The 21,172-nt window shown below is 35.3% G+C and carries 21 protein-coding genes; 11 read left to right on the top strand and 10 right to left on the bottom strand.

Annotated features, from left to right (window positions below; genetic code table 11):
• Positions 1-292 precede the first annotated feature (292 nt).
• The 4 genes from CLV62_RS09615 to CLV62_RS09600 all read left to right on the top strand — a co-directional run bounded on the left by CLV62_RS09615 (position 293) and on the right by CLV62_RS09600 (position 4,324).
• The gene (locus tag CLV62_RS09615; RefSeq protein WP_110310567.1) at positions 293-2,293 is read left to right on the top strand and encodes an SUMF1/EgtB/PvdO family nonheme iron enzyme; all 2,001 of its coding nucleotides are present in this window, start codon (positions 293-295) and stop codon (positions 2,291-2,293) included.
• A 105-nt stretch (positions 2,294-2,398) separates the two neighbouring features.
• Positions 2,399-2,722 carry a hypothetical protein gene (locus CLV62_RS09610; protein WP_110310566.1) on the top strand — a complete coding sequence of 108 codons (324 nt, stop codon included), beginning with the start codon at positions 2,399-2,401 and terminating at the stop codon, positions 2,720-2,722.
• Between the two features lie 338 nt (positions 2,723-3,060).
• Entirely contained in the window at positions 3,061-3,468 is a 408-nt protein-coding gene (locus CLV62_RS09605) for a hypothetical protein (protein WP_146212724.1), read from the top strand.
• Between the two features lie 187 nt (positions 3,469-3,655).
• A complete protein-coding gene (locus tag CLV62_RS09600; RefSeq protein WP_110310564.1) occupies positions 3,656-4,324 on the top strand; it encodes an MIP family channel protein in 669 nt (222 codons plus the stop codon).
• Between the two features lie 60 nt (positions 4,325-4,384).
• On the opposite strand, the gene CLV62_RS09595 is transcribed toward CLV62_RS09600, so the two are convergent.
• The 5 genes from CLV62_RS09595 to CLV62_RS09575 form a co-directional block, all read right to left on the bottom strand.
• Complete coding sequence (locus tag CLV62_RS09595) at positions 4,385-4,579, bottom strand: hypothetical protein (protein ID WP_110310563.1); 195 nt, start codon at positions 4,577-4,579, stop codon at positions 4,385-4,387.
• Positions 4,580-4,584: 5 nt separating this feature from the next.
• Complete coding sequence (locus CLV62_RS09590) at positions 4,585-4,944, bottom strand: GntR family transcriptional regulator (RefSeq protein WP_110310562.1); 360 nt, start codon at positions 4,942-4,944, stop codon at positions 4,585-4,587.
• A 4-nt stretch (positions 4,945-4,948) separates the two neighbouring features.
• A complete protein-coding gene (locus CLV62_RS09585; protein ID WP_110310561.1) occupies positions 4,949-5,701 on the bottom strand; it encodes a hypothetical protein in 753 nt (250 codons plus the stop codon).
• A gap of 12 nt (positions 5,702-5,713) precedes the next feature.
• A complete protein-coding gene (locus tag CLV62_RS09580; RefSeq protein ID WP_110310560.1) occupies positions 5,714-6,541 on the bottom strand; it encodes an ABC transporter ATP-binding protein in 828 nt (275 codons plus the stop codon).
• 370 nt (positions 6,542-6,911) lie between these two features.
• Complete coding sequence (locus CLV62_RS09575) at positions 6,912-7,313, bottom strand: hypothetical protein (RefSeq protein ID WP_110310559.1); 402 nt, start codon at positions 7,311-7,313, stop codon at positions 6,912-6,914.
• 509 nt (positions 7,314-7,822) lie between these two features.
• Between CLV62_RS09575 and CLV62_RS09570 the strand changes: the two genes are divergently transcribed.
• The 4 genes from CLV62_RS09570 (at position 7,823) to CLV62_RS09555 (ending at position 12,667) form a co-directional block, all read left to right on the top strand.
• Positions 7,823-9,028, top strand: coding sequence for an MFS transporter (locus CLV62_RS09570; protein ID WP_110310558.1), 1,206 nt, complete (start codon positions 7,823-7,825; stop codon positions 9,026-9,028).
• Between the two features lie 263 nt (positions 9,029-9,291).
• Positions 9,292-11,115 (top strand): peptidase U32 family protein, encoded by a 1,824-nt coding sequence (locus CLV62_RS09565; RefSeq protein ID WP_110310557.1) that lies wholly within the window; start codon positions 9,292-9,294, stop codon positions 11,113-11,115.
• A gap of 624 nt (positions 11,116-11,739) precedes the next feature.
• Positions 11,740-12,192, top strand: coding sequence for a helix-turn-helix domain-containing protein (locus CLV62_RS09560; RefSeq protein ID WP_110310556.1), 453 nt, complete (start codon positions 11,740-11,742; stop codon positions 12,190-12,192).
• Positions 12,193-12,211: 19 nt separating this feature from the next.
• Entirely contained in the window at positions 12,212-12,667 is a 456-nt protein-coding gene (locus CLV62_RS09555; RefSeq protein WP_110310555.1) for a helix-turn-helix domain-containing protein, read from the top strand.
• 552 nt (positions 12,668-13,219) lie between these two features.
• On the opposite strand, the gene CLV62_RS09550 is transcribed toward CLV62_RS09555, so the two are convergent.
• Positions 13,220-13,477 (bottom strand): hypothetical protein, encoded by a 258-nt coding sequence (locus tag CLV62_RS09550; RefSeq protein ID WP_110310554.1) that lies wholly within the window; start codon positions 13,475-13,477, stop codon positions 13,220-13,222.
• A gap of 240 nt (positions 13,478-13,717) precedes the next feature.
• On the opposite strand from CLV62_RS09550, the gene CLV62_RS09545 reads away from it, so the two are divergent.
• Together CLV62_RS09545 and CLV62_RS09540 are read left to right on the top strand one after the other, a co-directional pair.
• Positions 13,718-14,530 carry a DUF4261 domain-containing protein gene (locus tag CLV62_RS09545; RefSeq protein WP_170120043.1) on the top strand — a complete coding sequence of 271 codons (813 nt, stop codon included), beginning with the start codon at positions 13,718-13,720 and terminating at the stop codon, positions 14,528-14,530.
• A 12-nt stretch (positions 14,531-14,542) separates the two neighbouring features.
• Positions 14,543-15,886, top strand: coding sequence for an alpha-L-fucosidase (locus CLV62_RS09540; RefSeq protein ID WP_245904067.1), 1,344 nt, complete (start codon positions 14,543-14,545; stop codon positions 15,884-15,886).
• A gap of 85 nt (positions 15,887-15,971) precedes the next feature.
• On the opposite strand, the gene metA is transcribed toward CLV62_RS09540, so the two are convergent.
• The 4 genes from metA to CLV62_RS09520 all read right to left on the bottom strand — a co-directional run bounded on the left by metA (position 15,972) and on the right by CLV62_RS09520 (position 19,870).
• Entirely contained in the window at positions 15,972-16,919 is a 948-nt protein-coding gene (gene metA, locus CLV62_RS09535) for a homoserine O-acetyltransferase MetA (protein WP_110310551.1), read from the bottom strand.
• A 57-nt stretch (positions 16,920-16,976) separates the two neighbouring features.
• Positions 16,977-17,528: a DNA-3-methyladenine glycosylase I gene (locus CLV62_RS09530; protein ID WP_110310550.1), complete on the bottom strand. Its 552-nt coding sequence runs from the start codon at positions 17,526-17,528 to the stop codon at positions 16,977-16,979.
• Positions 17,529-17,588: 60 nt separating this feature from the next.
• Positions 17,589-18,530 carry a type I pantothenate kinase gene (coaA, locus tag CLV62_RS09525; protein ID WP_110310549.1) on the bottom strand — a complete coding sequence of 314 codons (942 nt, stop codon included), beginning with the start codon at positions 18,528-18,530 and terminating at the stop codon, positions 17,589-17,591.
• 173 nt (positions 18,531-18,703) lie between these two features.
• Positions 18,704-19,870, bottom strand: coding sequence for a DUF418 domain-containing protein (locus CLV62_RS09520; protein WP_110310548.1), 1,167 nt, complete (start codon positions 19,868-19,870; stop codon positions 18,704-18,706).
• 209 nt (positions 19,871-20,079) lie between these two features.
• Here CLV62_RS09520 and CLV62_RS09515 point away from each other — a divergent pair, with 209 nt between their 5' ends.
• Positions 20,080-21,147, top strand: a complete 1,068-nt coding sequence (locus CLV62_RS09515; RefSeq protein WP_110310547.1) for a glycosyltransferase family 9 protein — start codon at positions 20,080-20,082, stop codon at positions 21,145-21,147.
• Positions 21,148-21,172 lie beyond the last annotated feature (25 nt).

Raw genomic sequence — 21,172 nt, 5'->3', positions numbered from 1 at the left:
CATGCGAATCAGCAGTTGAGTTTATCTATCAGTTAGCAGTCGACAATTATGAGGGCACAAATGTCTGTCCAAATTGAGAAACAGTAAACAAGAAAAAATAAATACTGTAAAAAAAGTGTTACTTTTGTCACTTTTGTAACCTTTTTCAATAATAGCAACTGATTTTCAATGCTTTGAGAAATAACCAAAAGTGACACTTATTACTCGTTTACCGGTTACTTTTGTTACCTTAATTGTTTACTTTTTGTTACTTATGAATCTTTATGGCAGAACTTTTTAACTACTGATTAGCATGAATAGAATTTCCTTATTAATTATAGCTATTATTTTAAATAGCGGACTATATGCCCAAATAGAAAAAAACACCATCGGAATAGATATTACAAAAATTCCCGCAGGATATTTTTGGATGGGGTCGGAGGGTAAAGGTGAAAACTACGACGAAGCACCTATGCATAAGGTTACTATAAGCAGACCGTTCAAAATGGGAGTAACCGAAATTACAAATGTGCAGTATGAACAGTTTGACCCATCTCACTCTCAATATAGAGGGAAATACGGACTATCTCCGAATGACGATGACGCAGTTATATATGTAAGCTATTCGGATGCCATTGCTTTTTGCAAATGGTTATCAGAAAAGGAAGGAAAAACATATCGATTACCCACAGAAGCAGAATGGGAGTACGCTTGTAGAGCAGGTACTTATTCTCTCTTTTATACGGGAGACTATCTACCTAATTCTTTCCTTAAAAATCAAAAATTATATCGTGATCCTGTAGCCGTTTCATTGAAAGTAGGTCAAAGTAAAGCAAACAGTTTTGGACTATATGATATGCATGGTAATGTAGAAGAATGGTGTTCCGACTGGTATGCTCCGTACCCATCTAAAGAAGATGCAATTGATCCACTTGGAGGAGAAGATGGATTATTCAGAGTTACACGTGGAGGGAGCCATGGCACTCCAGCAGAATATCTTCGGTCTGCAAATCGCATGGCAATGATTCCGGAGGATAAACATTGGCTTACAGGGTTTAGAATTGTACAGGCTGATTATCCCAATAGTAAGGAATATGCGAGTCAATCTCGAATGCCCGAAAATATGCTGAATATAGATCAAAAGAAGCATATCTGGAAAAAGGAAGCTACACCAATATTTAAAGAACCTGTGAGATATGTCGTTGCTCCCGATTGTAAGACAGGAACTCCTTTTTACTCACATAACCATTGCCCGACTATAACATGGTGCAACAACGGTGATTTATTAGCTGTATGGTTTACTGCTGATCAAGAAAACGGAAGAGGAATCGAAATTATAGGCAGTAGATTGAGACAAGGAAAAGGTCAATGGGAACCTGCTTCCCGATTTTTTAAAGTACCCGATCGTAATATGACAGGCTCTGCCTTATTTCATAAAGGTGGAGATACTTTGATGTATTTCAATGGAGTAGAAGCAGCAGGCGATTGGCAAAATTTAGCCATCGTACAACGTATAAGTATCGATAATGGTGCTACTTGGGACAGACCGAGAATGATAGTACCTGAACATGGTAAACGAAATCAGGTAATATCGGGAACTGTCCGAACATCTAAAGGATGGTTGATACAAGCTGCCGATGCTACGCCCGAAGGTGAAGGAGGAACAGCTATTCACATAAGTAAAGATGGCGGTGCAACATGGTATGACCCGAACAGTGGAATCCCGAATAACTTTACAGAAGGAGGAACGGGCAGTAATATTGCCGGAATCCATGCCGGAATTGTAGAATTGAAAGATGGCAATCTAATGGCCTTAGGAAGAGGTGATGCCATTAAAAACAGAGAAGGCCTTCTTCGTATGCCAATGAGCATTTCTTCTGATATGGGGCAGACATGGAAATATGCAGCATCAGAATTACCACCGATAGATGGAGGACAGCGCTTAGTACTCATGAGACTTCATGAAGGCCCTTTGATGGTAATATCATTTACCCATCATCCATATCGTTTAAAAAATAATGGAGAGGAAGGGATGACATTCATAGATTCTGAAAACAAAGAATTTACAGGATATGGTGCATATGCTGCACTTTCGTGGGACGAAGGGAAAACCTGGCCTGTAAAGAAACTGATTACTGACGGGAAAGAGCGTTTATTGTACGGACAGGCATGGACCGGTCATTTCCTGATGGATAAGACTCATGCAGAACCTCGTGGATATTTAGCAGCTACACAATCTCCTGATAATATGATCCATTTGTTAAGCAGTGGAATTCATTATCAGTTTAACTTGAATTGGTTAATGAATCAATAAAAAACATGCTAAATAACATCTGACTAAGTTTAAGAAAAAAGTAAGGCATTAAAAGTATAATATTTATATTTGAGTATTCTTAATAACAATTTAAATACTACCATTATGAAAAAGATCTTATTACTTACCCTTATTTCTGTATTTTCTTTCTTGATTACTGAAAAAGTTGAAGCAGCTAATAACCTTGGGCTGATAGCTATTGACAATTACCATCATCAAGCAGGGAAGGACTATACTTTTGATAAGGAACTTTCCTATGAAGCATTAGGTATTAATGCTCCAATTATATCTGATTATTATATTTCAGGAAAACGCTTGAAATTTACTATTGAATCAATACATATGGATCGTTTAAGTAAACAATCTTATTTAGATTTAGAAGTTGTTTGCAAAACCGGAACCGGAACTCTAAGAATCTATTTCTATTAATTTGAATATAAAATTAGATTAAGTATATATTTTACTTTTATTTACTTAAAACATTAAATAAAAAGCAATTCATAAGAACTTTATGAATTGCTTTTTATTATTAAGGACATTCTCTAAAATAACTATATTTTAACTATTTTACTAATTAACATTTACAGATGTAAAGCTTATTTAACCTTAACTTTTTTGCATATAAAGCAACAGACTCTTTTAGTAGATTTGTGCAAATAGAATATGCAATAATGGACATTCATCAGAGATATATTACGAGTTTTGTTCTTTTAATAATATCGGTTTCGATACAAGCTCAAAGTCTTAAATCATATATCAAAGATGATATGAAAAAAGAACTGTTAAAGCAGGTAAAACCCAAATTATCGGCTCCCGGTTCTACTATGCAGAAATCTCCGTTAGATACTAAAGCCGAAGATGCTGATCTGCTTGAATACTATCAGAAGTATAAGGCGGGCTCTGTATTAGATGTAGATATAGATAAGAATTACAAGATCAATCCAAACCTGACGAAATACTCAGGAAAAGACCCAATCAATAAATTACCTGATGGCTATGTTGTTCCTGTTTTTAATCTCGGTCATTGGGGATTTGCTAATCCATCCAATCGGGTTGATGGATTAGTCACTCCTTCTGGCACGGATTTATCAGGTGGAGGGAGAAAAAGACTATCTAAAAAGTCCAGAAAGATTCTTATAAATGTCTATAAAATGACCCTCGATGATGACCTCTAGTCCAAAGCCATAGTAATGCCCAAAAGTATGGCAAACATTCTATTTTTTAGAAGAAACACATAACTGATATCATTGTTATGGTATTCCATCTATATTTATTTGCTTAAGCGGATATAACTTATTTGCCGGAAATGTGTTATACTAAAATAACATTTAATAATTTAGTATTAACTAATTACTTTACACAATGAGAAAATATGTAGCAGAGTTGATAGGAACTATGGTATTGGTTCTTATGGGATGTGGTAGTGCAGTCTTTGCAGGAACTGTGCAACCTTTTGATGCGGTTGGAACTTTAGGGGTAGCTTTTGCATTTGGTCTTTCAGTTGTAGCAATGGCATATACTATCGGTAAAATATCCGGATGCCATATTAATCCGGCGATAACTTTAGGTATGCTTGTTGCCAACAAAATTTCGGGAAAAGATGCAGGAATGTACATTCTATTCCAAATAATCGGGGCAATAATAGGCTCGGGTATTTTATATGTCTTAGCTAAAGATTCGGGGTCAACCACCACTCTCACAGGAGCGAATGGATATAAGGACTTAGTTCCTGCATTTGTTGCCGAAACCGTATTCACATTTATATTCCTTCTAGTTGTATTTGGCTCTACATCAAAAGGAGCACCTAATAAGTTTGCAGGATTAGCAATCGGATTAACTCTGGTATTGATTCATATTGTCTGTATTCCGATCACAGGAACATCTGTAAATCCGGCACGTAGTATAGGACCTGCTATTTTTCAAGGAGGAGAAGCCCTAAGCCAACTTTGGTTATTTATTGTAGCTCCGTTTTTAGGTGCAATTATAGCCGCTTTCACATGGAAAGCAATAGACACCGAAGAGGCAGTTTAATTACAAAATCAAAATATAGTATGCAGCATAAATTATCAAGGTTTATGCTGCATATTTTTATTACTGATCCTTTCGATCTTCTATTATTCCTTTTTTGAGTTCTTCCTTCTGTTGTTCCGCCCATTCTTTTTGTTTTTGAAGAATATATTGCTGTTGATTCTCTTGAGCTTCTATCAGCTGAGTCGATTCTACAGCTATACAGATCACAATTAATGAACAAAGAAAGAATAATATTTTATTCGCATATTTTTTCATGACTATCAGTTTTTATATTTCTTATATCTTTTAATAACTTCATCGATACTAATATCCAGAAGCTTCATAGACTCGAATGTCTCAGGAAGGACATTCTCGAAAAATTCATCTTTTTGAAGTCTTAATACCTGCTTGATAGCCCCTTTTTGCACATAATATCCTGTACCTCTTTTAAGGTAGATTATATCGGCAGCCTGCATGTATTCGAAGGCACGCATAGCAGTATTAGGATTGACCTGCAAAAGTGAGCCCAGTTCCCTGACCGAAGGGATTCGATCGTCTTCCTGCCATTCTTTTAGAAGGATCTTCTGAAAACAAAAGTCAACAATTTGCAGGTATATCGGTTTGTTAGATTTAAAATCCATATGCTTAAATTTCAGTTTCTTTGAGTTTAAAATAAATAGCGACCCATATACCAAAAGGAATTATAAGCCTTAATATGGCATTACAGATGCTTATAATAGAATTCGATCCATCCATCCACTGAATATAAAATTCCGAAGGCTGTAATAAGTTAAAGATGCTATAGCTGATATCAGTATTCATCAAGTATTTCACTGTGATCATACTAACTGTTTGGAGTAATATGAAAAACAGGAATAAAGTAACGGGGACTTTTATAATTGCCAATTTTCTGAAATAGAAATAGCCGAGTAGAAATACAGCCTGAAAGCCAAAGACCAGAAAATTGAGATTCATTTCGAGGTCTAAAACTTTATTATATAAAATAGCCCGATCCTCGGAAACAAAAAGTGGAGAAATCGATTTAAGCACAAAGACAGTCGACAAGCATAATAACGGAATAATCACTATGTATTTAAGTACAAAACTCAGTAGGCGTTCAAAATTAGATACAGGGAGTGTATATTGAAAAGTGCCGGTATATTTGTCTAATTTAGGAACCAAAATACAAGGCGATATAATTATGGCTGCAAGAGCCGATAAAGGCACCAGACCAATAAAATTGGGAAAGAAATTAAAATTCTCAAAAGAATCAAATAAAACAGCCAGTACATATAAGATAACAATAGATGCCACTATCAGGAGCAGTTGATTCTTAGATTTTACAAAGTCATATATCTCTAGATACATGAATCGTTTCAGATCGAATGTATTATTCATTTTTTGTAAATTTTAGGCATTAAATAATTCTCTCATTTTGGCTTTGTTGGATATTGCAGCATTAAAAAGAACCTCAATATTCAAGGTACTCTCTTGTTGGATCTCGTTTATTTGTACCGAAGAATATCCCTGTAATATTTGCTCTGTATATAAAGCATCCTGAGGCTTTGATGGGGTACGTGAGAAATACAGCTTTTGCGTTATCTCTTCAACCGTATTATTAATAAGCACCTGATTCTGATCCAGAATAATAATCGGATCAATCAGGTTTTCAAGATCCCTGACCTGATGCGTGGATATAATCACACATTTGTCTTCTGTGAACAGTGATGACAGTATGCTTCTGAATTGGGCTTTTGACGGAATATCAAGCCCGTTAGTCGGCTCGTCCAATAATACAATCGGAGTATTGAGAGCCAGTGCGAATGCAATCATGGCTTTCTTTCTCTGCCCGAATGACATTTCCATCATATTCTTGTCTCCATCGACTTGAAATTCGTTCAGATAAGAATTGAACTGCTCCTTACTGAAATGAGGATAAAATACGGCATTGTATTTTGCATAGGAGCCAATAGACATGGAAGGTGTATGAAATTCATCGGGTAAAAAATACAGTTGGGAGAGCATAGCGGGTGTCCTTTGTGCCGATTCGTAATTAAAGACCCTGCAATTTCCGTTTTTCGGAAAACGAAGCCCGCTAATGATGTGTAGCAGAGTTGTTTTACCGACACCGTTTTCACCTAACAATCCATATATGCCATTCTTCATCGAGAAAGACACATTCTTGAAAATAGGTAAATTGTTCTTGTAATTAAAGCTTAAATTGGTGATGTTAATCATATAGCATTTATGTTTTAGTGTATTACTATATTAGTACACCACAAATATAAGTACATTTTTGAATAATGCAAGGAATATCAAACTATATTTTGAAATATTTAAACTATTTGAGAATTATTTTAAAAGCACCGGACCTGTTTATTGCTTTAGTAAACAATTAAGGTGACAAAAGTAACCGGTAAACGAGTAATAAGCGTCACTTTTGGTTATTTCTCAAACCATTGATAATCAGTTGCTATTATTGAAAAAGGTTACAAAAGTGACAAAAGTAACACTTTTCCTGCGAGTTTTATTTTCTCTTGTTTACTGTTTAGCGATTCGGGCAGACGCATAGGTTGTACCCTTCTTACTGATAGATAAAATACTCCGATTAGTTAACAACATTAATTGTCGAGCAATAGAAATCTATTGATTTAACTTCCGGAATATTGAAGTAATCCGCAGGTTTTGCTTCGCCGGAAACACTAACTTTTATTCCTTCATGCGGTATTTCTAAATTTTGAATATTGTCAGGAATATTGTAAGCTCTGCCTGATAAACCTAGCATGAAATAGCCCTTAAACGTTATATAATATACTTTTTCCCCTGTAGTTTCATCCATGTACGGATACATATAGTCTGTGCCGATAAATTCTACACTTTCTTGATTCGGGAATAATACTATTTCATGTTTTCTTATTTGATAACCATCCGTTTGTGCTTCATCATCAGAACAAGAGTATATTCCTGATAATAGGAATACGAAAAATAGAGTTTTTTTTAGTGCATTCATAGCTATAAAGAATTTGATTAAGTTTGCATAAATATATATAAATATTTTTACATATATAACTGACCTTTAAAGTTTTCGCTTCGAACGAGCTAAGACATATCAAAATAGTATTTATTCAATCCTATATGCTTTTATGAAATATGCAAATCAGTAGTTTAATAAGCGGTAATAAACGCTCCTTTTTTTACTGACGCACCTCTAACGAGGTTTGTCTTTCATTTTGCCTTGATGCAAAACGAAACAAAAGATCAAGACTGTGCCTCTTTGCTTTGGTCTCGATACGTGCTCCGAAAGCGAAAACAAAAAACTACTTTCGACTTTGATTTATTTTTGTTTTTTACGTTTTCCTCCCACATCGGGTGGTCGTCAAAAGACTTTGATTGCGCATAGTATAAATAACTTAAATGAGAGTTTATTACTGACAATTCAACTACTGATTGGCTTTATTAATGAGTAATATATTCTTACCTTTGCGCCTTAATATTATTTTTCCCATAAAATAAGCAATAATGAAGGGCAAAGAAAAAGGTTCGGTATTCTCGATACTGATTCTGTTAGGTGTATCTCATATGTTTAACGACACACTGCAAAATCTGGTGCAAGCTGTCTATCCGATGATAAAGGAATCGCTTGTCCTGAATTTTAGCCAGATCGGTATAATTACTTTAGTATATCAGATGGCAGCATCTATCTTCCAGCCTATTATCGGAGCATATACCGACCGAAAACCGCAACCCTACTCTCTTCCTATAGGCATGACATTTACAATGACGGGAATTTTGTCTCTGGCTTTTGCCTCCGAATTTAATCATGTATTATTTGCCGTTTTCTTTTGTGGAATAGGTTCATCGATATTTCATCCCGAAGCCAGCCGGTTGGCGCATATGGCTTCAGGTGGAAAACGAGGTCTGGCACAATCAATTTTTCAGGTAGGAGGTAATTTTGGGGGTTCAATCGGGCCTCTTTTGGCTGCTCTGTTCATAGCGCCTTACGGACAACAAAATATAGCATGGTTTTCCATTGTTTCTGTTGTTTCCATTGGAGTTATGCTATACATAAGCAAGTGGTATAAACATCGTCTGCTTTATATAAAAGCCAATGCTCTTCCCAAAGATGAATCACGACAAGCAAAACCGGCAAGGGTACTGACAAAGAAAGTGGTATTTACATTAGCTATTCTTCTGTTACTGATCTTTTCTAAATATGTATATATGTCGAGCCTTACCAGTTTTTATACTTTCTATCTGATTGAAAAATTTGGAGTTAGTATTCGGGAATCTCAAATATATCTGTTTATCTTTTTATTTGCCGTTGCAGTAGGCACATTCTTAGGAGGTCCTATCGGTGACCGATTCGGTCGTAAATATGTTATCTGGTTTTCGATATTGGGTGCAGCTCCGTTTGCTCTGATAATGCCTTATGCAGATTTGATGTGGACTTGTATCCTGAGTGTTATTATAGGTCTTGTTCTTTCTTCGGCATTCTCGGCTATTTTGGTTTATGCTCAGGAGCTTTTGCCCGGAAAAGAAGGTTTGATCGGGGGGCTGTTCTTCGGATTGGCTTTTGGTATTGCAGGTATATCTTCCGCTATATTCGGTAATATGGCAGATAAACACGGTATCGAATACATTTATCATATTGCAGCCTTTATGCCTTTAATCGGGTTGATAGCCGGCTTACTGCCGAATAATAAGAAAGCAGCTACCGAAAAATAATAATTAAAGGGATTCGGTGGTTGAGTTTATCTATCAGTAAACCTAGTGACCGGTGAGCGGTAAACAGGAGAAAATAAAACTCATAAAAAAGTGTTACTTTTGTTACCTTTGTCACCTTTTTAAATAATATCGGCTGATTTTCAGATATTTATAAAATCATCAAAAGTGACACTTATTAGTCCTTTTTCGGTTACTTTTGTTACCTTAATTGTTTACTTTTTGTAACTAAAGTGACTTTACCTGAACTTAAAAAAACGACTTAATTGATAAACGCTCGTAAAATAGAATTACTCGCTCCTGCGAAAAACCTCGAATGTGGTATCGAAGCCATCAATCATGGTGCAGATGCAGTGTATATAGGTGCGCCCAAGTTTAGTGCCCGTGCTGCCGCCGGAAATACTCTGGAAGATATACAGGCACTTGCCCTGTATGCTCATCAGTTTAATGCCCGTGTATATGTGGCATTAAATACCATTGTAAAGGACGAAGAGCTGGAGGAAACAGAAAAGCTTATCTGGGATTTATACCATGCGAAAGTGGATGCCCTGATTATTCAGGATATGGGTATAACTATGCTGAACCTCCCTCCTGTTCCATTGCATGCGAGTACGCAGAATGACAACAGGACTGCCGATAAAGCGAAGTTTCTTGAACAAGCAGGCTTCTCGCAAATTGTACTGGCACGTGAGCTGACAATGGACGAAATCAGAGTGATCTTTTCTCAAATATCGACACCTCTCGAAGCCTTTGTACATGGTGCATTGTGTGTCTGTTATAGCGGACAGTGCTATTTGAGTGAGGCGATATCCAAGCGAAGTGCCAACAGGGGGGCGTGTGCTCAGTTTTGCCGCCTGCCTTATACTCTTCTGGATAATGAGGGCAAGTCTGTTGTACAAAAGAAGCATTTATTATCGATGAAAGATTTGAACTTATCGGAGCATCTCGAAGAAATGATGGATGCCGGAGTAAGTTCGCTCAAGATAGAAGGCAGATTAAAAGACCTGTCGTATGTGAAAAATGTGGTAACTTATTACAGGCAGAAACTGGATAAAATACTGGCTCGCCGTCCCGAGTATGTAAGAGCTTCGTCGGGGAGTAGTACTTATACGTTTGTGCCTAATCTCGAAAAAAGTTTTAACAGGGGTTATACAGAATACTTTTTCAATGGGCGTACACCCGATATGTGGTCTATCGATTCACCAAAATCTATTGGCGAACCTATCGGAAAGATCAAGGAAGTATTCGACCGGTTCTTTACCCTGTCGGGTACAAAACTATTGAGTAATGGCGATGGTCTTTGTTTCTTAACGGAAAATAAAGAATTGCAGGGAATAAGGGTTAACAGAATAGAGGGTGAGAAAGTGTTTCCGGCAGAAAATCACCTTTCGCTGCGAAAAGGCACTTTCGTGTATCGTAATTACGATCATGAATTTGAGAAAATTCTCGGTAAAAAATCTGCGGAACGTAAAATCGATGTTTCAATTTCTCTTCACGAAACAAGCAAGGGATTTCATTTATATATAGAAGATGAAGATGGAACTTCTGCTTCTTTAGAAGTTGAACTGGCTAAAGAAACAGCTCAAAAAGACCCGACCGAAAATATTAAAAATAATCTGAGTAAAACAGGTAATACTATTTTCAGAGTAACGGCAGTTGAATTGAATTTATCGGGCAATTGGTTTATTCCCGCTTCCCTTATTACAGATTGGAGGCGCAAACTGATTGACAATCTTTTGGAAATACGTTTAGCGAATCATATTATAGAAGAAGTCAGCCACAAGCTGACAACACACGCTTTTCCGACAAAAAATATTACTTATCTGGGTAATGTCATGAATAAGAAAAGTGAGCTTTTTTATACACAACATCAATCTGTTGTTCAGGAGCCGGCTTTCGAGAGGAAACAACAAAAAGCTGTACCTTTGATGTTTACACGCCATTGTATTAAACAGTCTATGGGATGGTGTCCGAAAGAAACATCTACCCGCCCACCCTATAAAGAGCCTTTTTTCTTGTTATACAATGCTACTAAATTGAGACTCGAGTTTGATTGTAAAAACTGTGAAATGAAAGTCTTTGAGAATTGAAGATCGCAGATACTGAAATAGCAGAAAACGCAGCGTTTAATTTAAAATATTTCTTTGCTTTGATGGCTTAGCAGATAAAAAAGTGCCATATTTATTATGGCACTTTCCGAGCAAAAGGGCTTTGAGGTGAGGACTCCTTTTACTCCCTGTAATTGATTGGTTATGAATAAAAATTGTCGTAGTGTGTCTGAATTTTATTTCTATATAAAAAAGCGTCCATCCCTTTGACACATTTCCGGCATAATAGATGGGCTTACAAAGTTTAATCCTATGAAATCAAACAATATCTATCGATCGGGCATTTGTTTTATAATTATTTTTCTCCTTCTTCGGAATGAACGCTATATTTCATATTTTTCGGTTGGTTAAGTTTTTAATTTTGCTTAATACAAAAATAGAAATGGGAAATCGATTAAGAAAATATTTTTTTGTATATCTTTATAGGATTACCAATCAATATATTAAATGTATGAATTTTGTAAAATCATATAATGATATACAAAAATTATATATTGATATATTAGAAAATTGATAATTAGATATCTAAAGCTATATTCTTATACTAGTTTTGTAAAAACAAAAACGTATAATCGTTGTTTGTATAATTTAAAGGTTATAATATTTATGGATGAAAAAGTGGCAATTAAAAGTAGTATATGTAAGCATCAAGGGCAAAATATTGCCAAGTGGAGAGAGATTTTGGGTTTAACACAGGAACAATTAGCAGAGAGAATGAAGCTGACTCAAAATCGTATATCCATATTAGAAAATAAAGAAACAATAGCCGAATCAACATTAAGAGATATTGCAGAAGCTTTAGGTATTACTGTGGATTTACTTAAAGCGTATGATCATAATTCAAATATCTGTAATTATATAACTTATGTTACGAACAATAATACTAATAATGTAAGTGATGTAAAAGAAGGCGGAACTGGAGTTGTAAACTCACAGATTCATCCTATCGAAAAGATAGCTGAATTATACGAGAGAATGTTAGCTGATAAGAATGACTATATTAAAAAACTTGAAACCAGACTGGATTCATTTGAAGAAAAATTCTTAAGTAAAATGTGATAAATACACTATAATATTTATGGATGAAAAAGTACCAAATAAGAATAATAGATGTATGCATCAAGAGCAGAATATAGCTAGATGGAGAGTTACTCTAGGATTAACTCAAGAACAATTGGCTGAAAGAATGGAGTTATCACAAAACAGAATCTCCCAGATTGAAAATACCGAAATTATTACTGAAACTATCTTGTCAGATGTCGCAAAGGCTCTGGGAGTTACTGTTGATATACTGAAAGCTTATGACCATAATGCCAGTATGTGTAATTATATTACATATATCACTAATAATAACAATACGAATAACAACACTAATAGCGGTGAAGTTCGGGATGGAGGAACAGGTGTTATTGTAAATCCTATCGAAAAAATTAAATCGTTATACGAACGTTGGATGGAGGAGAAGAATCAATACATAAAAAAAATAGAAAGTAAGTTGGAATCATTAGAGGAAAAACAAAATAATAAAAGCTGATAAATACACTTTTATTTGATTGTATTTACTTCTTTCAAGATAATAATCCTGATTATATATAAACTCCCTGATGGGAGTTTTTTTTATGCCTAATTTATATTTCATGTGATAGGTGGTAATAAATGCTCTTTTAAGCTATTTATACTACGCGCAATCACAGATTGCTTGTGTTCCTTTTGCCCAAAGCCGCAAAAGGAACCAAAAAGTCTTTGCCGACGTTTACGCCCGTCAGGCTATCGACCTTGCCGGTTGCACGGGGTACCCGATGTGGGAAGAAAGCGTAAAAAACAAAAAGGAATCAGTGTCAAACGTATTTTTTTGTTTTCGCTTTCGGAGCACCTATCGGGTCGGGCAAAAGGCACAGTCTTGATCTTTTGTTTCGTTTTGCATCAAGGCAAAATGAAAGACAAACCTCGATAGAGGTGCGGCAGTAAAAAAGGAGAGTTTTATATAATCCAACTACTGATTCATATTAATAAAAAATAAGGCGACTTTGATATCAGGGCAAAAAAAAAATGTCTCTCCATTTAAGAGAGACATTTAAATAAAAGATCAGATACCGATCTGTGTTTTTATAAATTCTTCCGCTTCGTCCTGAGTCTTAAAAAGAAGAAGACCATGGCACTCTACGGGAAAGCTCTCAATCGGAATCGATTCTTCTTCTTCCAGATAAGAAGTATGATGAACGGAAACTTTTCCGTATCCGTTTTTGACTTGTGTTACATTTGTTGTAGCAATTACCAGTCTTTGAGGGTCAACACTAAATAAAATATCACCCTCTTTTATTTTCCTCGTATCATTTGTCTTCATCGTAAATTGTATTAAGTTCGAAATCTGTCATTTATAGCCTTGATCTTAAAACATAATACTTATACAAAAAGTTTAATCGGATACATTGAATTAACAATTTATAAAACATGCTTTAACTAATTGGAATTCCTATACATAAAGGAGTCGAATTTATTCATATTTTTTTATTACCTTAGTCTGATAAAATGTTTATACAACTCATTTGAATGAATGGGTTCCTTTCACAATTACACAACAATTATGGGATTATTTAGTTTTTTTAGAAGCAAAAATAAAAAAGTAGAAACACAAACTATTGAGCAGGAAAATAAAGAAAAAGTACTCTTAGCTATGCCGATATTTATTAATGGAGGCTCACTAAAATTAGATAAAGTTGTTGAGAATCTTAAGAGTTTTTGGGGGCTTAATGTTTCAAATATAGAGGGGGACAATGAAACCGCTGCTTTCGAAATAGATGGAGTAACTATAGCTCTCGGAAATATGCCTATTCCTATTCCAAAAGAAGAACTTGACGAAGTGATTCCCTATGCATATGTTTGGAGAGATGCAGCCAAAGAATTGGAAAAACATACAGGTCATGCCATTGTTTCTATTTTAGGTGGGAAAAAAACGCAGATAGAACGTTTTACAATTCTCAGTAAATTACTTTGCTCTATCCTTATCACATCCGAAAACTGTATTGCTATCTATCAAGGCAACGAAACATTATTATTACATAAAGATCATTATCTGGCAGCTGTTGACGATTTAAAGATGAACAGAATTCCTATATCTGCATGGATATACATAGGACTACGTTCTACGGCCAGTGGTATTGATGCTTATAGCTATGGACTATTCAATTTCGGAAAACCCGAAATCGAAATTATTGATTCGGGTCTCGATGCAAATCGTTTATATACGATGATCTTAAGTATTGCCTCACACATAATAGATAAGGATATTACATTCAGAAACGAAGATATTTACAGTTTGTCGGGAGGTGTGAAACTAAAAGTCAATATATCTAAAGGAATTTATGTTGATGGAATAAGTTTGAAATTTACAATTTAAAAACACTAATATATGATGCGTCGATCTCTCAGTATTATTATTGGTTTATGTATATGTGCAAATCTGACATTTGCTCAGAATAAATCACTATCACTTGATCCTCAAAAGGCAGAATGGTTTAAAGATGCCAAATTTGGTATGTTTATCCATTGGGGGCTTTATTCTATGCTCGAAGGCAGTTACAAAAACAGAACATTGCCCGATACTACACTCGAAAACGGAAATACGTGGTACGCAGAATGGATTCAAATGCGTCTGGAAATACCCGGCAGTGAATACCAAAAGCTCGCTCAGGCTTTTAATCCTGTGGATTTTGATGCCGATGCATGGATTGCAGAAGCTAAAAATGCAGGTATGCGTTATTTCGTAATTACATCAAAGCATCACGATGGTTTTGCACTATGGGATACTAAAGTATCAGATTTCAAGGTCACCAATACTCCATTCAAAAGAGATATTCTGGCTGAACTGGTAGCCGCCTGCAAAAAATATGGAATCAAATACGGGTTCTATTATTCTCACTGGCAAGATTGGGAATATCCGGGTGGAGGAATGCCTAACTGGATGACAATGGTTCCGGACGATCAGTTCGAAAAATACTGGCAGGAGAAATCTTTGCCACAAGTAAAAGAGTTATTAGTCAACTTCGATCCCGACTTATTATGGTTCGATACATGGGATTGGCCGACACATATCACAGATAAACGTCGAGACGAATTGATTGCTCTTGTACGTGAGAATAGTTCGAAATGTTTAATTAACGGACGTATATCTTATCTAAATCCCGGAGATAATATAGATTTCCTTGAAATGCACGATAATCAATATCCTGAAAAAATGCTTGATAAACCTTGGCAGACTCCAGCAACAATGGTACACTCCTGGGGATGGCATGCAAAAGATTATGCATGGAAACCTACTTCTGAAATGCTCGGCTATTTAGTCAACAATGTATCAAAAGGAGGAAACTACCTTTTGAATATAGGACCTAAACCCGATGGAACATTTCCCAAGGCTGCAACCCGTCGTTTAAGAGAAATGGGTGCATGGATGGTTCCGAATCAGGAATCGATATACGGAACAAAACCTGTAAAGGTTGAAACTCCTGCCGGTGTTTATCTGGCTCAGAAATCAGAAGATAATAAGCACTATCTATATATTAGTTTGACAAATGCTATTGGTAAAGTTAATTTACCATTTGATGTTTCGACTATTAAGAATTGTGTGGTTCTTGAATCAGATATGCCTATTTCGTTTTCAAAAGCAAATGGGGGAGTTACTTTCGATATACCGCAAAGCTTATTCAAAGATTGTTCAGTACAAGTACTGAAAGCTGAAATCACAGAAGAACTTTAATCTAAGCTATAAATAATAATGCAAAAAGCAGCTTCATTCTTATAATGAAGCTGCTTTTTTATTTTATCAGAATTGTATTTTTTTATTATTCTCTTGTAGGCGTTAGATTTGCCAGTTCTTTGATCTGAGACAAATCGAATGGGGTTTCCTGATATAGGAAGTAATTGATCCAGTTGTTAAATAACAAATTACCATGACCTGTCCAACGAGAAATCGGTTTCAAACTAGGATCATCATGTTTGTAATAATGCTTAGGTATGCTTATCGGCAGATCCTTCTCCAGATCACGTACATACTCGTTATGCAAAGTGTAGAGTGCATACTCTGAATGCCCTGTTACATAAAACTCACGGCCTCCACGTCCCACAACTATATATATACCAGCTTCGTCAGATTCAGCCAGAATTTCCAAATCGGCATATTTTTCTACATCTTCTCTTCTAATTTCAGTATGCCTACTATGAGGAGCATAAAATTCATCATCAAATCCTCTGAATAAGGGGAAACTTCTATCATTAATTGTATGCTTGAATACCCCGAATGTCTTTTCGTCCATCAAATGTTTAGGTACTCCGTAAGCATTATACAAAGCGGCTTGTGCAGCCCAGCATATATAGAATGTAGATGTTACATGATTACGTGCCCAATCAAATACAGCAGAAACCTCAGGCCAGTAGGTTACCTCTTCAAACTCCATCAACTCCACAGGTGCTCCGGTAACAATAAGCCCGTCGTAATTACTATTACGTACATCATTAAATTCCTTATAGAATGTTTCCATATGTTCTATAGGTGTATTCTTTGATTGGTGAGTCGAAAGTTTCAAAAAATCAACTTCTATCTGCAATGGAGTATTCGACAGTAAGCGAACCAAGTCTGTTTCTGCCGCTATCTTTATAGGCATCAGATTGAGGATGAGAACTTTTAAAGGACGTATATCTTGTTCTTTGGCTCTCAATTGAGTCATTACAAAGATATTCTCTTTTTTAAGAATCTCTATCGCAGGCAGGTTATCGGGGAGTGTTACAGGCATATTTGTTTCTGTCTTTAAAATTCAAACAATAAAGATATGAAAAGCTATCAAATATAACTAACTTTTCTTATTCCAAGCAGGAGTAAATTCAAGGACTTTCTTGTGAATCGGGCAATCGTGATCATGAGCTCCTACTAAATATCCGGTACTCATTAAAAATTCATTAACTATTTCTCCTCCTGTAAACTTGAATGTCTTCTTGAAAAGTTTAACCCATTCTTCCTTTGTTTTGGGATGATTAGTGTCTATCCAATTTTTAAATGATCCGAATTCTTTCTGTAGCTCTACAATTACTTTAGCATTATGTATTGCTGCATTAATTTTCAATTTATTCCGAATGATTCCTGTGTCATTGAGCAATCTTTCTATATCCTTATCAGTATAATTAGCAACAGTAATTATATCGAAGTTATCGTACGCTTTTTTGAAGTTACTTTGCTTCTTAAGTATTGTAAGCCAACTTAATCCCGCTTGATTAATTTCGAGAACTAATCTCTCAAACAACTCATTATCATCGGTGATAGGGAATCCATAATGGTTGTTATGATAATCCTTATTAGGGTTGTTATCATCCTCTGCCAGATTATTTACAAATTCACAATAGGTCATATAGTCAAGTTAGTTAAATATATATTCAGTAAAAGACAGAATTTAACAGGGTAGGAGGCCTTATTTTCTTAACCGAACATAATCGACCCTATGGTCTTCACTTTTATGTAAAATAAGACTGGCACGTTCACGAGTCGGAAGTATATTCTTACGTAAGTTTTTCCTGTTTATTTCTCGCCAGATTCCTTTAGCCATATTAATGGCGTTAGATTCCGCCAGTTGGGTAAAGTTATAAAAATAAGACTGAGGATCGGTAAATGCACCATTTCTAAACTTCATGAAACGCGAAATATACCAATGTTCAAGCATATCCTCTTCAGCATCTACATAGATCGAAAAATTGAGATAATCGGAAAGAAAAACACGAGGTTTACTTTTAGGGTAATCCATGCCACTTTGTAAAACATTCAGACCTTCAATTATTAAGATATCAGGCTGTTTTATGATCTCATATTCATTAGGTACTACATCATAAATAAGATGCGAATATTTAGGGGCTTTCACCTCTTCTTTCCCTGATTTTATATCACTTACAAACTCAAGTAGTTTATGTATATCATAAGATTGAGGAAATCCTTTTTTTAGCATTAATCCCTTTTCTTCCAATATTGCATTCGGATAAAGAAAACCATCTGTAGTGATAAGAGCAACCTTAGAGTTTTCTTTCCATCTGCTCATCAATGCCTGTAAAACCCGAGCAGTGGTACTTTTTCCGACTGATACGCTTCCCGCAACACCTATTATAAAAGGTATTTTAAGAGCTTTTTCGTTCAGAAACTCCATTGTCGCAGCTTGGCGTGTTTTAGTTGCATTTACATAATAACTCAACAATCGGGTTAAAGGCAGATATATATCCTGAACTTCTTCTATAGAAAGCTCTTCATTTATTCCCTTTAATTTCTCCAACTCTTCTTGTGTAAGAGTCATTGGCTCAGATTGTCGTAGTGCAGCCCATTTGTCACGACTAAACAGCATATAGGGGCTCTGAGAAGAAACATCCATTTATAGTCTCAGGTTTTGAGAATAATCGTTCAATTATTCATCGTGAATTAATTTTGCACAAAAGTACAAAATTAATTCACGACACTGATATAAGTAAGTGAAAGTATTTAAGAATGCGCTTTTAGATTATAAAAGACTATTGCTTTTGTGCTTACTAAAGCAATAAACATATCTCAATTCTTTGCGCCAATCCATGTAGCCTTTCTCCAAATATACTCTAAAGGACCATGTTTATGACGTTTCATCCACCAGCAGGCAAAACTGTATTGTAATAAGAATAAAACTATCCCTAAAAGGAATGAAAAGGTTATAGATAACTTGTCGTGCAACCCTAGCCCCCAATTATAGAATAAGAAAGAACCAACTATCGACTGAGTAACATATGCAGTAAGGCTCATCATACCGTATGGAGCTAATTTGCCCAATATTGTATGAAACTTGGTAGTATAATAAAGATTAATAATTAACGAAACTATGAAAACCATAAACATGAGATTCGCCAGAGGATTAAGTATTATTTTAAGAGAGCTAAGTACAGGTCCTTTTTCTATAAATTGAGGGATCAGATTTACTAAACCACTCAAAGGGAAAAAGCACAATATAGATATAACGAATGCTTTTTTCCAGAATTTAAGATTATCCTCCGTATTCAAAAATAAACCCGTACGACCAACCAACATACCAAACATGAATAAGGATGCGGTTTGAAAAACACGACCATATTCCCATGCATATGAAAAGTTAGCCATTTGTCCCACTCCAAGATTCATTTTCACTGTTTCTAAAAACGTTCCGTTCATCTGTACTTTGTATGCTTCTCCGAAATAATAGCCCACCATACTTTCTCCTGCTACATACTCAGGATTCATTAAAGCAGAAATAAGCTTATACCACTCAAATGGCTGTAACATCAGGATTGTTGCAATTATAAAAACAACTTTATTTGATAAGCGGCAAACAAAAAGCAAAACAAATCCCATGATAGAGAAGAAAACCAATATTTCGCCGGTAAAGAACATTGCATTAATATTCCCCCAGAGAAATAAAAGAACAAGCCTCCATGCAAATCGAGGTCTAAAATCCGAACCTTTTTGCATTCGGTTATTATCCTGAATGAAAAAACTGAATCCAAATAATAAAGCAAATATTCCGTATGCTTTACCCGAAAAAACAAAAAAGACAGAATCCCAAATAGCTTTATCTGTAAATTTCAGCCATTCGTTTTCTACTTCAGGGAACGAATAGAAATTGAAATGCTCAATGGTATGAATAAGGAATATTCCCATAATAGCAAAACCACGCAGTACATCGGCTACATCAATACGTTTTGGCTCACTCATAGTATTAGATTAATATTTAATAAGTTTTAATTATCGACCATTTGCAAAAATATCATATTATATTTAATATCCCTTGAATAAAATTATTTTGTTGTAAAAATACCCACCTAAAATAAATAACCAAAAGAATCAAATAATACCTGAAAAAATTCTATTTTTACAATGTGAGTATTATACTCAAGGAATGTAGCAATAAATAAAATATCGAAATGAGTTTCAGTAGTAAAGTAAACCAGATAAGAAGGGTTATAATGCAGGGATTGGCCAGTAATATTGGTAAATCGACCATTAGCAAGAAAGATTACTCCAATAATCCTCTTCAGGTAAAAAGAGTTTTAATTTGCAGACCTAACAGTCGATTAGGCAATCAACTGTTAATAACACCTTTAGTACAAGAACTCGTCGAAACATTTCCCGAATGTAAAATCGATCTGTTTGTCAGAGGATTTCTAGCACCTATTTTGTTTGAAAACTACAACAATGTTGATCGTACAATTAAACTACCCCGAAAACCATTCAAAGAATTAATAGGGTACATTAAAGTTTGGTTCTCGTTAAGAAAATACCGTTATGACTTGGTTATTAATGTGAGTATGAGTTCTTCATCAGGAAGACTTTCTACTCAGCTTACCCGTTCAAAAGTCAAGTTTTTCAATGAGGACAGTAAAGAACTCCAAGCAAAATACCCCGATTATATTCATATTGCTAAATTCCCGGTTTATAACTTGAGGAGATACTTAACTCAATTTGGAATCAAAGAGAACAACAACCCTGTTTTTTCTTTAGATCTAAAATTAAGTCCTTCAGAAATAACCAATGGCAAAAACGTTTTAGATAATATTGTCAGCAACACAAAAAAGACAATAGCTATATATACGTTTGCAACGGGCAGTAAATGCTACCCTCAATCTTGGTGGGAGCCTGTATATGACAGACTAAAGGCTGAATATGGAGAAACTTATAACATATTGGAAGTTTTGCCTGTTGAGAATGTTTCTCAGATAGGATTTAAAGCTCCCTCATATTATAGTAAGGATATCCGTGAAATTGGCTCAGTAATAGCAAACACAGAATTGTTTATAGGTGCTGATAGTGGTATTATGCACTTGGCAAGTTCTGTTGACACCCCCACAGTCGGATTGTTTTCAATTAGTGATATTGATAAATACCAGCCTTACAATAAGGGCAGTATAGCCATAAACACCAAGAAAACAAGTACAGAGGATCTTATACAAATAATCAGTAAAATCCTTTCAGATAAAGCAGAAAATAAGTAATAACAACTATTTATAGAATTTGTTA

This window comes from Indolivaga alginatilytica (assembly GCF_003201355.1).
In the GTDB taxonomy this organism is placed as follows: Bacteria; Bacteroidota; Bacteroidia; order Bacteroidales; family Dysgonomonadaceae; genus Dysgonomonas_A; species Dysgonomonas_A alginatilytica.
The sequence above is the reverse complement of the archived record's forward strand: the minus strand, read 5'-3'. Positions and strand labels throughout refer to the sequence as shown.